Annotated in this window: 14 protein-coding genes, 1 tRNA gene and 1 pseudogene; 3 read left to right on the forward strand and 13 right to left on the reverse strand. The window is 45.5% G+C overall.

Translation table 11 applies throughout. The features are described 5' to 3' along the window. Nucleotides 1–31 precede the first annotated feature (31 nt). Genes FSC11_RS10005 through FSC11_RS10015 form a run of 3 tightly spaced genes read right to left on the reverse strand, consistent with a single transcriptional unit; the run spans nucleotide 32 to nucleotide 1,741 of the window. Nucleotides 32–904, reverse strand: a complete 873-nt coding sequence (locus FSC11_RS10005) for an MBL fold metallo-hydrolase (RefSeq protein ID WP_163166673.1) — start codon at nucleotides 902–904, stop codon at nucleotides 32–34. A gap of 2 nt (nucleotides 905–906) precedes the next feature. Next, nucleotides 907–1,323 carry a DUF6691 family protein gene (locus FSC11_RS10010; RefSeq protein WP_163166675.1) on the reverse strand — a complete coding sequence of 139 codons (417 nt, stop codon included), beginning with the start codon at nucleotides 1,321–1,323 and terminating at the stop codon, nucleotides 907–909. A gap of 1 nt (nucleotide 1,324) precedes the next feature. Further along, entirely contained in the window at nucleotides 1,325–1,741 is a 417-nt protein-coding gene (locus FSC11_RS10015) for a YeeE/YedE family protein (RefSeq protein ID WP_004810628.1), read from the reverse strand. Nucleotides 1,742–1,861: 120 nt separating this feature from the next. On the opposite strand from FSC11_RS10015, the gene FSC11_RS10020 reads away from it, so the two are divergent. After that, a complete protein-coding gene (locus tag FSC11_RS10020) occupies nucleotides 1,862–2,182 on the forward strand; it encodes an ArsR/SmtB family transcription factor (RefSeq protein ID WP_004810630.1) in 321 nt (106 codons plus the stop codon). Here the strand turns inward: FSC11_RS10020 and FSC11_RS10025 are convergent. From FSC11_RS10025 to dsbD, 4 genes are all read right to left on the reverse strand, one after another. Next, a complete protein-coding gene (locus FSC11_RS10025) occupies nucleotides 2,179–2,541 on the reverse strand; it encodes a YidH family protein (RefSeq protein WP_163166677.1) in 363 nt (120 codons plus the stop codon). The two genes, FSC11_RS10020 and FSC11_RS10025, sit on opposite strands and share 4 nt — an antisense overlap. 107 nt (nucleotides 2,542–2,648) lie before the next feature. Then, nucleotides 2,649–3,389 carry a thiol:disulfide interchange protein DsbG gene (dsbG, locus tag FSC11_RS10030; RefSeq protein ID WP_163166679.1) on the reverse strand — a complete coding sequence of 247 codons (741 nt, stop codon included), beginning with the start codon at nucleotides 3,387–3,389 and terminating at the stop codon, nucleotides 2,649–2,651. An 18-nt stretch (nucleotides 3,390–3,407) separates the two neighbouring features. Next, nucleotides 3,408–4,256: a TlpA disulfide reductase family protein gene (locus FSC11_RS10035; protein WP_163166681.1), complete on the reverse strand. Its 849-nt coding sequence runs from the start codon at nucleotides 4,254–4,256 to the stop codon at nucleotides 3,408–3,410. Beyond that, nucleotides 4,253–6,190 carry a protein-disulfide reductase DsbD gene (dsbD, locus tag FSC11_RS10040; RefSeq protein WP_163166683.1) on the reverse strand — a complete coding sequence of 646 codons (1,938 nt, stop codon included), beginning with the start codon at nucleotides 6,188–6,190 and terminating at the stop codon, nucleotides 4,253–4,255. The genes FSC11_RS10035 and dsbD overlap by 4 nt, the downstream gene beginning before the upstream one ends. Nucleotides 6,191–6,298: 108 nt before the next feature. On the opposite strand from dsbD, the pseudogene FSC11_RS10045 reads away from it, so the two are divergent. Continuing rightward, nucleotides 6,299–6,963, forward strand: a pseudogene (locus tag FSC11_RS10045) (winged helix-turn-helix domain-containing protein). Then, on the forward strand, nucleotides 6,956–8,320 hold the full coding sequence (locus FSC11_RS10050) for an ATP-binding protein (RefSeq protein ID WP_163166685.1): 1,365 nt from the start codon (nucleotides 6,956–6,958) through the stop codon (nucleotides 8,318–8,320). Before FSC11_RS10045 ends, FSC11_RS10050 begins: the two are co-directional and overlap by 8 nt. 628 nt (nucleotides 8,321–8,948) lie before the next feature. Here the strand turns inward: FSC11_RS10050 and FSC11_RS10055 are convergent. From FSC11_RS10055 to lldR, 6 genes are all read right to left on the reverse strand, one after another. Then, a tRNA-Ser gene (locus FSC11_RS10055) sits at nucleotides 8,949–9,039 on the reverse strand. Between the two features lie 87 nt (nucleotides 9,040–9,126). Next, on the reverse strand, nucleotides 9,127–11,163 hold the full coding sequence (locus tag FSC11_RS10060) for an NADPH-dependent 2,4-dienoyl-CoA reductase (protein WP_163166687.1): 2,037 nt from the start codon (nucleotides 11,161–11,163) through the stop codon (nucleotides 9,127–9,129). A 107-nt stretch (nucleotides 11,164–11,270) separates the two neighbouring features. Further along, nucleotides 11,271–11,624, reverse strand: coding sequence for a hypothetical protein (locus FSC11_RS10065; protein ID WP_163166689.1), 354 nt, complete (start codon nucleotides 11,622–11,624; stop codon nucleotides 11,271–11,273). Nucleotides 11,625–11,858: 234 nt separating this feature from the next. Beyond that, a complete protein-coding gene (gene dld / locus FSC11_RS10070) occupies nucleotides 11,859–13,553 on the reverse strand; it encodes a D-lactate dehydrogenase (RefSeq protein WP_163166691.1) in 1,695 nt (564 codons plus the stop codon). A 156-nt stretch (nucleotides 13,554–13,709) separates the two neighbouring features. Then, nucleotides 13,710–14,864, reverse strand: a complete 1,155-nt coding sequence (gene lldD, locus FSC11_RS10075) for an FMN-dependent L-lactate dehydrogenase LldD (RefSeq protein ID WP_048881570.1) — start codon at nucleotides 14,862–14,864, stop codon at nucleotides 13,710–13,712. A 3-nt stretch (nucleotides 14,865–14,867) separates the two neighbouring features. Then, the gene (gene lldR, locus FSC11_RS10080) at nucleotides 14,868–15,611 is read right to left on the reverse strand and encodes a transcriptional regulator LldR (protein WP_004893693.1); all 744 of its coding nucleotides are present in this window, start codon (nucleotides 15,609–15,611) and stop codon (nucleotides 14,868–14,870) included. Nucleotides 15,612–15,619: the final 8 nt, after the last annotated feature.

Below are 15,619 nucleotides of genomic sequence, written 5' to 3' on the forward strand. Positions count from 1 at the left end.
CTACAGGGCTTACAGAAACAGTAGCTCAAAATTACTTAAAATAATTCAATGGCAATTTCAAATAAGACACACCATTGGCTTCAGGCTCAGGGAACTGCCCTGCTTTCATATTGATCTGAATTGCCGGCAGAATCAGTTTTGGCATATTTAAAGTAGCATCACGCTGATGTCGCATTTCGACAAACTCTGCTTTACTGGTGCCTTCGTGGATATGAATATTTTGGGTCTTTTGTGTCTGCACATCAGTTTCACAGACATAGTCATGACGCGTTTCAGGCAGATAATCATGGCACAAAAACATCCGAGTTTCAGGCGAAAGCCGATACAGTGACTGTACCGAATCGAATAAGGTCGATGCACTGCCACGCGGGAAGTCACAACGCGCCGTACCGTAGTCCGGCATAAACAGGGTATCACCCACAAATACCGCATCCCCGATCACATAGCTGAGGCAGGCCGGTGTATGCCCTGGCGTAGGAATATTATAGGCATCCAGTTCACCAATCTTGAAATGCTCATGATCCTCAAACAGGTAGTTAAATGGTTGCAGGGCATTAAACTGTTTCATGTCCAGATGATAAATCGCACCAAAGGTTTCCTGTACCACAGAAATCTTCTGGCTCATGGCAATTTTTCCACCCAGTTCTGCCTTGAGATATTGTGCTGCTGTCAGATGATCTGCATGAACATGGGTTTCCAGAATCCACTCGACAGTTAAATTTTGTGCCTTAACATAGGCAATAATAAGATCTGCATGTGCAGTCGATGTACTGGCCGAGGCCACATCATAATCCAGGACACTGTCAATAATGGCACAATGTCCGGTTGCAGGATCACTCACCACATAACTAAAGGTATTGGTATTTTCGTGAAAAAAATCTTTTACTATAGGTAAGTTTGACATCATTAAGCTCCTGACCATTTACGGTGAATCCATACACCCACCAGCATTGCTACAACAAAATAGAACACTTGATAGTGGCCTAAACCGATCAAGGTGAAACTTGGTGCCGGACAGATGCCCGCAATCCCCCAACCTGCACCAAATAAAACCGCACCAGTAATCAGTTTCTTATCTATCTGATTATTTTTAGGCAAATCAATAGGCTCATTAAATACTGTTTTCGGTTGCGCCGTACGTAATGCTTTCTGGAAGGGAATAAAGGCTACCGCAATCGCGCCCATCATGACAAAGGCCAGACTGGCATCCCAATCACCAAACAGATCCAAGAAATCGAGTACTTTTTCCGGATTAGACATGCCTGACACCATCAGACCCACAGAGAACAGAGCACCAAATAAAAAGGCAAACACATTTTTCATTTTAGAATGCTCCTGTGATATGACGGATAATATAAACGGTGACAAAACCTGCAAACATAAAAGTCATCGTCGCGACAATAGAACGCTTAGACAGCCGACTAATGCCACAAATTCCGTGACCACTGGTACAGCCCGAACCCAAACGTGTCCCAAAGCCTACCAGCAGACCTGCCACAATCATCATCAATGGGCTGGCATTCAATTCGATTTCAGGTTGTACAAACAGACCATAAATAAACGGTGTGATGATCAAGCCTGATAAGAACCAGATCGCAGGCGTTTTAAATACGGTTTTTGGGTTTAATACCTGCCCAACCAAACCACTGATTCCTGCAATACGGCCATTGACGTAAAGATAGCCGACCACTGAAAGTCCGAGCATTAAACCGCCAATAAATGCGATGAGGAAGTCATGCATGATGAATCAATCCCTATACAATATACTTTTTTATATTATATAATAAAAAATAATAATCAAGCAGTTTTATGGTAAATTGTGTAAACTGCACGGGCTACATCAAAGGTTTCGAGGACATCTATGGATATGATTGCTGCAAATGCCAAAATTGATTTTTCACAGGTCGATTTCGTCAGCCAATGCCTAAAAGTTTTAGCCAATCCTGATCGTCTGAAAATCTTATGTATCTTAGTCGACGGGGAAATGAATGTTCAGGAAATTGAAGAATCTACCGATATTCATCAACCTACACTTTCACAACAGCTGACTGTACTGCGTAAGGCCGACATGGTTGGCACCCGACGTGAGGGCAAACAGATTTTCTATCGTCTGAGTGATCCCAAGGTCTTGAGCCTGATGCAAAAGCTGTACGAGCTGTATTGCGCCCAGCCCTCTTCTTAGTGCAGCCAAAAAGAAATGATCAGAAGCAGTCCGCTAAAAGCAGTAAACAGATTTAGCCATACGGGATACTGGGTGTAATAACCTTCAATAAATTCCAGCGGTCGCAGTGATGTCGACCCCCGTCGATATTGCAGGATTGAGGCGAAATTCACCAACATACCAAATACAATCACCGCAATTCCCAACCATTGTGAATAAGCTATTTTCTGTGCATAAGTGTCTGGGTCCACCAGTTGCACTAGCAGGTTGGATTTTTCAATCACAAAACCAAAAGCAATTAATGCCAAACCACTCCGGTTCCACGCCAGAGCGGTTCGTTCCAAAGCAAGCAGTACCCGTGGATCATCCAAATTTGACATTTCCTATCTGCTCTTCATGCTTAGCCTATACACCAATGTAAATCTGGATCTCAATCATGTATAGATGTTTTAAGTAAAAATTACTTTTCTATCATGCAGTTAAAATATTATTGTTCAAAAATTTCCTTGACATCCATCGCCAGGCCTTGAGTAGATTTAAATTCACCCTGATTGTTTTTCCAGGCCATCGACGGTGTGGAGAAAAAGCCGTATTTCCCCATTAGGGCCTGGTTGGCATCAATTTTTGCAGCAATTCCGGCAGGAATCTTTTCCATTTTCTTGAGCTGCTTTTTGCCTTTATTCTTGTTCATATCGTTAAAAACTGCCGCTGGATCTTTCGACATTAACAATGTTGCCACCTGACCACGGCTTTCTTCACGGATCACACCGACCTGAATATGACGCAGCTGTACCTTGCCTGATTCGACCCAAGGCCGAGCCGCCTGCCAGAATTTATAGCAATATGGGCAATTGGGATCGGAAAAGACATAAACCACCCGTGGTGCATCTGGCTTGCCGTCCTGGATCCAGGTCGATTTTTCCAGGGTTTTCCAGACATCGTCCAATACCGCTTTTTTCATATGTTTTTCAATCTGCTCATTGGACAGGCTTTTCCCTTGCGCATCAAACAGTTCGCCCTTGATATAGTATTTATCATCATTGGAGATAAATAGCGTATTGGAGTATTGGTCTTCATGCCCCACCCAGCCGGTCATTCCTTGCGGTGCCGGAATCTGTTTTATAAATACAAAACCCTGTTTTTCAATATTCTGTTTAATATTTGCCTGCGTGTGCATGCTCATGATCAGGAACATACCTACACCAAGCATCTGGTAAATTTTGTTCATACTAAGTTCTTCCGTTTTTTAAGGTTGATCTGAAATTCTGTTTAAATATTGCTGCAGCATGGCCGGACTGAGTTCTCCCATATGCCGCTTGACCAGCTGGCCTTGAGCATTAAAAAACAGCGTCGTTGGCAGGCCAAAACTATTCAACTGCTGAGGTAGTTCACCATATGGATCCAGCAGGACATGTTTAAATTGAAACTGATGTTTTTTTAAATAGGCATTTACAGTTTCAACCTCCTCACCCTGATTGAGCATGACAAAATTCACTTGAGGATGTTGCTTGGCTGCTTTGGCTAACACCGGCATTTCGCAGTGACACGGCGGACACCAACTCGCCCACAAATTAATTACCGTGGGCTGGCCAATGAACTGGCTAAGTGGAATCTTGTCTGTACCCAGACGCTCCTGTTCTAGTCCAGCAAAGGCGAGATCAGGAAACGCTGCTTCAGTTTTTAGGCTGGATTTTAACGCGAGCCCAAGCCCGATCCAGAGTACAAAGATGATCAACAAGATGGCTTTGAATCGGGTCTGCAGCTGTCTGTTTCGAATGACATACCACAAAGCACCAAGCAGCACCCCTCCCCATAAATGGAAACCTTTGTCCTGGATTTTCAGTATGTCGATGGGTGCTGCAAAATACAGCTCGGCATTAAGCAGGACGAAAACAAGACGCGCACCCAGCATTCCAACCAAAAAACTGCTCCAGAGCAAATCCTGACTTTGCCCAAGCTGCTGTTTAGACCATGAATACTTTCTGGCTAATCCAAACAGGATGGCAGATAACAGCATCAAGCCAGTGGCAACAATAATAAGTGCCCAGGGCAACATCAAAGGTCCCAGATGCAGTGCATCACTGGAAATCATCATGGTTGCTCTCCTTGCAGTTGCTGCAATGTGCCTAGTAAATGTGTCGCGCTAAAGCTTCCGGTTAAACGCAAGTCTCGCTGTTCCTGATGCGCTGCATTTAGAAATATGAAGGTGGGTGGTCCGAGGATTTGCCATTCTTTTAGCAGCTCATCCTGACTTGGATGATAGTGGGTCAGGTCTAATTTGATACGAACCACATTTTGTAAAGCCGTCTGGACATCACTACGTGGAATCACATCCTTTTCAATCGGTTGACAGGCCACACACCAGTCTGCATAGACATCAATCACCACCGGGTGTGCAGGATGTTTAACTAAAACCTGTCGCAATTGTGCGGCTGTACTGACCTTCTGCCATTCAAGCCGTGATTCTACATGGGCCACCTGTACCTGACTCCAGACATGGTAGAGCTGCATGCCTCCTGCATAGACCAGTAAACCACTGAGCAGCATCAGGCCTATTTTCGCTACAGACCGATGCACATGAGGCAGCATCTTGAACAAGAAGTAGCCTGAACAGGTGATCAGTACCACACCCAAAAGGCTCAGGTATAAAATGCCGGGCAATAGTGGACGGGCGAAATACAAGGCCAGCGCCAGCATGACAAAGCCAAAACTAAACTTCAGGCGATCCATCCAGATACCAGGCTTGGGTAAAAGATGGGACCCAAATACGGCAGCAATAAATAGTGGCAAGCCCAGCCCAAGGCCTAAGACGAACAGATAACTGGCTCCCAGCATTGGTTGATTAAGCTGAGACACATAGATTAAGGCACCGGCCAACGGTGCACTCATACATGGCCCGACAATCAGTGCCGCGATCATGCCCATAAGACCGGCACCAATCAGCGTGCCACCCTTCTGCTTTTGCTGCCATTGATCCAGACGCTGCAACATGCCTTGGGGTAAGGACAGCTGAAATGCTCCGAACAGATTAAGTGCGAACAAAACAAACAGAATGCTGAAAATACTGATGAATACCGGACTTTGAAACCAGCGCTGAAAACTATAACCGAGCTGTGCCACAGCAAGTCCCATGACCGCATAGACCAGTGCCATACCCAAAACAAAGACCAGCGCAATCAGCGCAGCACGGTAGCCCCGGTGCTGCTGGACCAGAATTCCCGTTAAAATTGGAATTAAAGGTAAAGAACACGGTAAAAATGCCAGCAGAATGCCAAGCCCGAGAAAAATCAGGGCATTAATTAACAGGCCTTGTTCTGACAGCAGACTTAAAAAATACTGGTCATTGTTCCACTGGCTATTCATTCCTGCTGACGAAGTTTGATTTTTAAGGTCTGCAATGAGCTGGTCATTTTTCTCTGTTAATTCCATCTCAGGCTGCACCACAGGTTCAGAAACTGCAGCGACTTGTATTTCCTCTACCTTTTCTTCAGTCAGGGCTTGATCTGTACTTGGAGTCTGCTCTATAGCTTGGAACTCATCTTTCTGAGCATTCAGAATTTTTTCGTTTGCTTGTGGCTGTGCAGTACTGGCCAGCAGTTTTGGTGTTTTGCTCAGGTTTTGCGCTGGAAATAGACCATCTGCATCAGTTGATACCGTGGCGCGTTGCACCGGATAACATAAACCGCTTTCTGCACAGCCCTGCCACTGCACCACAAACTGCTGGTTGGGCTGCACATTCATATTGCTTTTGACTTGCCCATAATGCACTTGGGTCAAACCGAAATTGGGATCGTCTTTGTCTTCGGGTTTGGGCAATGTTAGCTTGACTAGAGTCTGCTGAGAAGACACTTTAAGCTGGTCATGATACAGATAATAACCCTCTGCAATTTTCCAGCTAAGCTCTGCCTGATCCTGACTTGTAGAAACCACCTGAAACTGAAATGCCTGATCTGGTGGTAAAAAGTCTGCATGTGCAGTTCCCGTCATGATTCCACCGCCGATCACGGCACCCAATATCCACTTCAACATCCAGCTGATCTCCTCCTGTTAGGACTGCATTATTGAAAAACTAAAATTAAGGCAACATTAACAGCCCAAATCATTTATAAAATAATGGCAGTTTGATCAGGATGTTCTATGTTTATTGTATTGGTTGAGGATGATCCCTATATCGCACAGAGCATTTGTGCTGCTCTGAACTATCTGAATATTTCAGTGGAGCATGTCAGTCACGCACGTGCTGCAGATTATTTTATCCGGCATAGTGCAGTCGATTTGTGTTTACTGGATTTAGGCCTGCCCGATCAGGATGGCCTGGAGTTGCTGCACAGCTGGCGACGCGACCAGATTGATCTCCCGGTACTGGTATTGACGGCGCGGCTGCGCACCGATCAGTGTGTTCAGGCCCTGACGATGACTACCTGACCAAACCCTTTGAACTGGAGGAGCTGATTGCCCGGATTCATGCCCTCACCCGTCGCCACCGCGGCTTTGCCTCGAATACCCTGCAATTTGATGAACTGGTTCTAAACCGGGATATCCAGACTGTGACCTATCAAGACCAGGCCGTGAATTTATCTCGCCGTAAATTCAGCCTGCTGGAAACCCTGATGAGCCACCCCAATCAGATCCTGAAAAATGAACAGCTTATTGATAAGCTCTATGGTTTTCAGGACGCTATCGAGAGCAATGCCCTGAATGTACACATTTATCACCTGAGACAAAAACTGCATCCAGACTTGATTCAAACCGTTCGCTGTGTGGGATATATTTTCAAACCGTTTGAGCATCGTCATGTTTAGTCACAGCTTGAAATGGCGTCTGGTCATGAGTCTTTTGGCCGTGTTTATTGTGCTGTGGAGTGCGGTATTTTCATGGCTGTATATTGACCTGAAACAGCGTTTACAAGACACGCTGGATCAACGCTTATCGGCATCTGCGCAAATGGTTGCGCGGCTGATTCAGCAGTTACCGCTGGATAGTCTGGGGGATGCAACCTTATCCAAATTAGCCAAGAATGATGATGCAAACCAGTTAATTGCCTGTGAAGTCTCTCTTTTTAGCTCTGACCTCTCGTTAGGCAATCAGGTGATCGCCAAAACACGCGGTGCTCCCCAAAATTTAAGCCAGCGACCAGAAGGATTCAGCACTTGGCAACAGGGTGATACGGAATGGCGCAGTTATGTCCTGCGTCGTGGCGATATTCAGGTGGTGGCAGCAGAACGTATGTTCTTGAGGGATACCTTACTACAGCAGATTCTGCAGTCCGTACTGATTCCCTTGGTCTTCTCACTGCTGATCTGTATTGCCCTGATCGTTTTTATTATCCGCCAACAGTTCCGGTCTTTGGATCAGCTCAGTCAATACCTGAACCAGAAAAACCTTAACTATTCAGAGGCGGCAGATTTTTTAATGCAGCTCAAGCCTGCAAGCATCCCTCAGGAAGTACAGCCTTTTGTCAACAATTCCACCCAGTTGATTCAGAAACTCAATGACAGTCTGCAACAGGAGAAAGCCTTTAGTGCCTATGCTGCACATGAGTTACGCAGTCCCCTGACCGCAATTAAAACTCATGTACAACTGGCCCAGCTGATCGGTCAGCAGCAGAATCTGCCTGAATCCATTCAGCACAATTTGCAGCAGGCCAATGAGAGTATCCGACGTTATACGCTGTTACTCGAACAGCTTTTATTGCTGACCCAATCAGAAAACAGTGTCCAGGAAATGACTGAGACTATCTGGCTTCGCCCCACACTTGAGAAAGTTCTTGCAGACTTAGGTACACGCTATCCAGAAATGAACGAAAAAATACAAGTGAACTGGGACAGCTTGGGTGAAATTCAGCTGCCTGAATTTGTGCTGTATACGGTACTGAAAAATCTGCTTGAAAATGCCCTGCTACATGCACAGGCTGCCCATATCTGGATTTCCATGCAGTCTGATGGCCTGGTGATTGAAGATGATGGACAACAACTTACAGCCGAGGATATTCAACATTTAGGACAACGCTTCTGGCGAAAATCTGCTCAGCAGCACGGCCATGGTCTGGGACTGGCATTGGTTAAAAGCTTGCTAGGTAATTATCAATACCACCTTGGATTTCAGCAGCGTCAGCCTGTAGGACTGACTATTAAAATTCAACAATATATTCAAAATTAATTTGAATTTAATAGATCACTTTTATAAATCAAAAAATGATCGTGCTATTTATCTTTAAATGGATATTAAAAGTGCCTTCTCTCTTTGGGATAAGAAGCACTGCCTCGCAACAGGATGAGGGGGTGGAAAGCTCTTCCTAAGGAGCCTGTTTCGAAAATCTTCTATAAGGAGAAGGAATTGTCTTGATAGTGATTAAACATAATTTATGAAAGACTCTAATAATCATGCAAACATAAAATTCTTAATTTCCTCCTAAAGCTGAAATTTTATTTTCTGTTATTTAAGTTTGAGCACTTGCTCCCATGAGGATCAGTATCAATACATAGATCAAGATTTTTGCCAGCTGAAAGCTTTATTATTTTATCCAGATGAAGTTCTGCTTTTTTAACTTCTATAGTGGTTATAGCGCTCAATTAACTCAAACCACGTTTAATCCTATTTACCACACAAAAAAGGTCTAAGTTTTAGCTTTTGGCACTTTTTATCTACTTTATCACTGTCAATCTATCTCAGTCGTTTATATGTCCCCCACATTCTAATTTTTACTTTAATTTAATGATTCAGGTTCCGCATTCAAAATATCCAGGCAATAAAAAAACCCCAGTCATTGACTGGGGTTTTTCGTATCTGGCGGAAGCGGTGAGATTCGAACTCACGGAGGGGTATAAGCCCTCGTCGGTTTTCAAGACCGGTGCATTAAACCGCTCTGCCACGCTTCCATGTGCGCCATCATACGGAGCTTTTTCTCACCTGACAAGTGAAAATTACAGTGAATGCAATCAACTGCATATAGTTTCATCAAATCCTTACAATCTGGCTGCCAGTTCAGCACCTTCACGAATCGCGCGTTTGGCATCCAGCTCTGCCGCCAGTTTGGCACCACCAATAATATAATACTTAGCTATAGTTTTTTGACCTTCAACTGGCATGATTTCTTTCACTGATTCCTGACCGGCACATACCACAATCGTATCTACGCGTAGCAATTGGTCATGTCCATCCACTTCAATCCATAAGCCTTCATCAGTAACCGACTTATACTGCACACCCCGCAGCATGCGTACACCATGTTTTTTCAATTGTGCGCGATGTACCCAGCCTGTGGTTTTCCCTAGACCAGCACCAAGTGGTGTGGTTTTACGTTGGAGCAGATAAATTTCCCGGACTGGTGCTTCAACCTCCGCAGGCTGCATTCCTCCTTCAGTCACATAATTTGGATTTGGGTCTACTCCCCATTCACGCTTCCATTCATCTACAGGCATTGGCTGAGGTTGCAATGGTGGTTTTAGCAAAAATTCAGATACATCAAAACCAATTCCTCCTGCACCAATCACGGCAACTCGATCTCCGACAGATGCTCCATTCAACACTTCGGTATAGGACAAGACCTGTGGCGCATCACTACCCGCAATCTTCAAGGCGCGTGGTACAACGCCAGTCGCCACAATCACCTCATCAAAACCTTCACGTTCCAGCTGTTCACGATTGACCTTGGTATTCAGACGTAATTCAACCCCAGTCTTTTCTATTTGAACCTTGAAATAACGAATGGTTTCATGAAATTCTTCTTTACCCGGCACTACTTTGGCCAGGTTGAACTGACCACCAACATCGTTCGTCGCTTCAAACAGGGTCACCTCATGACCACGTCCGGCAGCCACGGTTGCCGCTGACATACCTGCAACGCCCCCACCCACAACGGCGATCCGTTTCGGTTTTTTGGTTTTTACATAAACCAGTTCAGTTTCATATCCAGCACGCGGATTCACTAAACAGGTAGCACGCTGATTTTTAAACGTATGGTCCAGACAAGCCTGGTTGCAGGCGATACAGGTATTGATCTCATCAACACGGTTGGTCGCTGTTTTATTGACCCAGAAAGCATCTGCCAGTAAAGGACGTGCCATTTGCACCATGTCCGCCTGCCCTGATGCCAGGATTTCTTCAGCAGTATCTGGCATATTGATACGATTCGATGCGATCACCGGAACAGTAACATTTTTCTTTACTTCTGCAGTGTACTCGACGAAAGCAGCCCGTGGCACAGACGTAACAATGGTTGGAATACGTGCTTCATGCCAGCCGATCCCGGTATTGAGTAAAGTAATTCCGGCCTTCTCTAATGCTTTAGCGACGGTAATGACTTCCTGCATGGTATTACCATCATGTACCAGATCCAGTAAAGACAGACGGAAGCAGATAATAAATTTTTCACCAATCTCGGCCCGAATCGCTTTGACAATTTCCACCGCAAAACGCATCCGGTTTTCTATCGAACCACCCCAGCGATCATTACGCTGATTAACATGACGACTCAGAAACTGGTTAATCAGGTAACCTTCTGAACCCATGATTTCCACACCATCATAGCCGGCTTTTTTTGCCAGACTGGCAGTTTTTACATAGTCCTGAATAGTAGCCAGAATCTGTTTTTCTGAAAGCTGGCGTGGTTTAAAAGGAGAAATCGGGGACTTGATTGGACTCGCTGAAACTACAAAAGGTTGGTAGCCATAACGGCCCGCATGCAGGATTTGCAACAGGATTTTGGCACCATGCTTATGCACAGCATGGGTTACCAGTCGATGCGGAGCAATATCTCCCAAGGTATTCATGGTCCCGCCTGCAGGCAGTAACCAGCCTTGACGGTTTGGAGAAATACCACCCGTGATGAGCAGCCCTACCCCACCTTTGGCACGCTCACCAAAATAAGCTGCCAGTTTAGGGTAATTATAGAAACGATCCTCCAGCCCGGTATGCATTGAACCCATCACCACCCGGTTTTTAATCGTGGTAAATCCCAGATGAAGCGGTTTTAAAATATTCGCATAACGAGTCGTTGTCATGGCTATTCCCTTTGATGATGGCTTTGCATCTTGTTGCATATTACTCTAGCGTGTTTTTTATTTTTGTTTATGGCATTTTCACAAAATTATTGCTTTCTCAGGTCAACTCAGGCCTCCCACTGTTTCGCCGAGCTTTTCCATAATGCAATTGCCCCCAGTACTGTTCCTACAGGAAAACTCAACAGCATCAGCACCGCCATAATTCGGGAAAGTGTACGTCCCTCGCCCTGACCTTTCTTAACTTTCAGAGCTGCCTGAATATTGAAATAGATCAATACCAGCATTAATAGAATGACAAATCCCAGGCTAATGGTTGAAGCGGTTCTTTGCTGAGATTCAAGATAAAGAAATACTACGCCACTAAAAATCAACAGGCCGGCATAAATGCCATGCAATACAGACAAAGTCTGATTACGCTCATGCAGTCGTGGCAGCTGGGGCGGGGTGATACTTGAATTCATAAGAGCTTCCTAAAAAATTGTTATTGTTGGTTTTATCGTATCAGGACCAGGTAATGATCTCTACTTGGCATATTAAAACCCAAGACTGGATTTAAATCAGCAGTTTCTCGATCTATTGCAACATTCGTACAACCTGTATTTTTCCAATGTTTTACAGATAAAAAAATGCAGTGCGAGCACTGCATGAGATAGGCCAGATCATATTGTTATTGTTGTTATTCCCAGTTTTTCTGCTTATTTCCAGTATTTCAGCTTTGAGCTATGCCCAATACCGACATTAAAACTATTGGTCGGGTCCAGCTTCTGGTAATGGTTTTTTAATGCCGGTTTGGCAATATAGAGATGCCCTACATTATGTTCAGCTGGATATTCCGCACCACGATCATCCAGCAGCTTCCACATGGCATGTTCCATTTTCAGCGGACTAACCCCTTTTTTCACGATATAATCCTGATGGAATACATGGCACAGGAAGTGACCATAATAAAGTTTATGTAAGATCTGCTCTTCCATCTCATGTGGCAGGTTTTCTACCCATTGGCGGTCATTCCTACGCAGCGCAATATCCAGCGCCACAATATCTTCTACTTCACTTAAATGGGTATCACGGTAACGAATTGCTGCACCAGCTACGGCAAAACGGTGCAGAAATGCCTTACGTCCTTCGTCTTCGGTGCAGAGAAAATAGTTCCCGCCAGGATGGGCCTTAAAGTAGCCTTCAAAGAAGGCCTGTACCTGTGCCACATCCTGATTTTCAATTCTGAGAATCAGATGATGCTCATACAGATCACGGTACTCGTTCATGCGTTTTGGCAAATGTGATGGCAGCATTTTACTGATCATTTGCAGAATTTTGTCACTTAAGCCACGTAGCCCCATTTTCTGCAATATCCCATCAACCTTGTCTTTCATGGCAAATGCGGCAGGCACTTTGGCAGTACCAAATTTTTCAATGAACATAAAAGTGTCTTTGCCATATTCCGCACCGATGTCATAAGCCACACGGTGAATATATTCTCCAGCAATCGGCAGACCTGGCAGATCTTTGAGCAGAAAGCGACGGATTTCTGTTAGATCATCCTGCGAGTTGGTGCCAACATAGAACACCTGACTCGGGATTTTTTCAAAAGTATCCAGACGTACTGCAAAAACACACACCTTACCAGCAGAACCAGAGACTTCAAACAGACGGCTTGGATCAGCATTGAAGCGTGCCGGAGTATCAGCATCGACCTGACGCACATCCTGACTATAACGATGATCAGATGCACAGCGATGTTCCTTCTGCTGGATATCCTGCTCGTTATATTGTTTCTGCTCCAGATTTTTCAGAATCTCTTCCGGACTATGACCCAGATGGATACCGAGATGATTCACCAGCTCCAGTTCGCCATGTTCATTGACACGCGCATACAATGCCAGTTCAGTATAGGCCGGCCCACGGCGAACCAAGGCTCCACCGGAGTTATTGCATACGCCACCCAGCACCGAAGCACCAATACAGGATGAACCAATCACCGAATGCGGTTCACGGTTAAATGGCACTAGCTGTTTTTCCAGTGCATCAAGTGTTGCACCCGGCAAACAGACAACCTGTTTGCCCTCCTGGATCACCTGAATGCCTGCCAGACGGCGAGTACTCATCACAATCACTGGACGGTCATATTCACCAAACGGTGTTGAGCCACCAGTTAAACCGGTATTGGCTGCCTGCATAATCACGATACAGTCTGCTGCAACAGCAATTTGCAATACTTGCCATTGTTCTAGTAATGAACCTGGAGTGACGACCGCAAACACCTCACCTGAACCATAACGTCGGCCTTGCCGATACAGACGAGTATCGTGATCGTCCGTTAACACATGTTGCTGGCCGACCACAGCGACCAGATTGTTTAAGGTCGCAGTAGCGTCAAATGAGTTTTGCATAGTAGAGCCCCGTTTCATTTTTATAGCTATCTTTTTATAAAATTAGCCATAAGCATGTTTTGGATTTTTAATCTTGAATAGATGAAATAGCAGTAATTATGTAGTTCCGAATTGCTCTAGGATGACCACGATTTAGAGTGGTCATCCTGATTGGTTTTATTGTGAAATTTCGCGATCGAGCCTTACCAGACAATCCTGTGTAATGTCAGCAATGGTCTTGGCACCTGTTAAGGTCATGGCAACACGCATTTCCTTGTCAATCAGATCAAGAAGGTTGCTGACACCTGCACCGCCTGCAGCACCCAATGCATAAACGAAGGCCCGACCGAGCATACAGGTGTCCGCACCCATTGCCAGCATACGCACCACATCCAGACCATTACGGATACCAGAGTCGACCAGGATTTTCAGTTCACCTTTTACCGCATCAGCAATTGGTGGCAAGGCACGTGTGGTAGATAACACACCATCTAACTGACGACCACCATGGTTGGATACTACAATGCCATCCGCACCGAAACGCACAGCATCTTTAGCATCTTCAGGATCCAGAATCCCTTTGATCACCATTGGACCATCCCAATAGTCACGGATCCACTCCAGATCTTTCCAGGAAATAGACGGATCAAAATTGGCACCCAACCAGCCGATATAATCTTCAAGGCCTGTCGGTTTACCGAGGTATTTCGAGATATTACCCAAGTCGTGTGGACGACCCATCAAGCCGACATTCCAGGCCCAGTGTGGATGCATGCAAGATTGCATATAACGGCGCATCGCTGCATTTGGTCCACTCATGCCAGAATGTGCATCACGGTAACGTGCACCCGGCACTGGCATATCCACGGTAAAGACCAGCGTTGAACAACCCGCAGCTTTGGCACGCTCCAAGGCATTTTTCATAAAACCGCGGTCACGCAGTACATAGAGCTGGAACCACATTGGGCGCTGGATCGCTGGTGCCACTTCTTCAATTGGACACACAGATACCGTCGACAAGGTGAATGGAATCCCTTTTTGGTCTGCCGCAACTGCTGCCTGTACTTCCCCACGGCGTGCATACATACCGGTCAAGCCTACAGGTGACAAGGCCACCGGCATCGAAAGGGTTTCATCAAATAATTTAGTTTCCAGATTTAGTGCTGACATGTCATTCAAGACACGTTGACGCAGCGCTACTTTTGATAAATCTTCTACATTGCGTTTCAGCGTGTATTCTGCATAAGCCCCACCATCAATATAATGAAACAGGAATGGTGGAAGACGACGTCGTGCGGCTTCACGGTAATCATTTGCAGAAGAGATAATCATAATTTAGATCCTGTTTAATCGGCTCATACGCTGCTGACGGGCTTCATCCTCATCAATCGTGCGTACTTGCTGAATGACAAACTCAATGTGTCCACAAACTGCCTGACGTGCAGCTTCTGGATCTTGACGCTCAATTGCGGCCATCACCTTAAAGTGCTGGTCCTGCAACTGATCAAAACGGTGGGCTTCGGAATAGACTTTGCGTCGTCCGAGTACCACATTAAATTGCAGCAGGTCGAACAGACTGCGCATCAACTGGATCAGCACCACATTATGCGATGCTTCGGCAATGGCAAGATGAAAACGGGCATCCGCGCGAGCTGCCTCATCGTCATCACCCAACAGCTGATAATGTGCAATCTGGTCATAACACTGTCTGATTTTTTTTATATCATCGGGTGTGGCGCGCTGTGCGGCATACCAGGCTGTACCGCCTTCCAGAATCAGACGAGACTCCTGAACATCAAAACGGTATTCAGGATCAACATCCATTAAGTCACTTAAAGGCTGCACAATATGATGCTGTGACCAGTGATTCGGCAGTTCCTGCAAATAAGTACCGGCACCAACACGGCTCACCAGCATGCCCTGGCTAACCAGATGCTGCAGCGCTTCTCGCAACGAAGAGCGCGACACGCCTAACTGCTCACATAATTTACGTTCTGCGGGCAAACGGTCCCCGACCTGCATATGATTTTTTTCAATCAGACTACGCAGACTTTGTACGACTTTATCAGAGACTTTCATTGCACCGC

This window comes from Acinetobacter schindleri (genome assembly GCF_010918895.1).
In the GTDB taxonomy this organism is placed as follows: domain Bacteria; phylum Pseudomonadota; class Gammaproteobacteria; order Pseudomonadales; family Moraxellaceae; genus Acinetobacter; species Acinetobacter schindleri.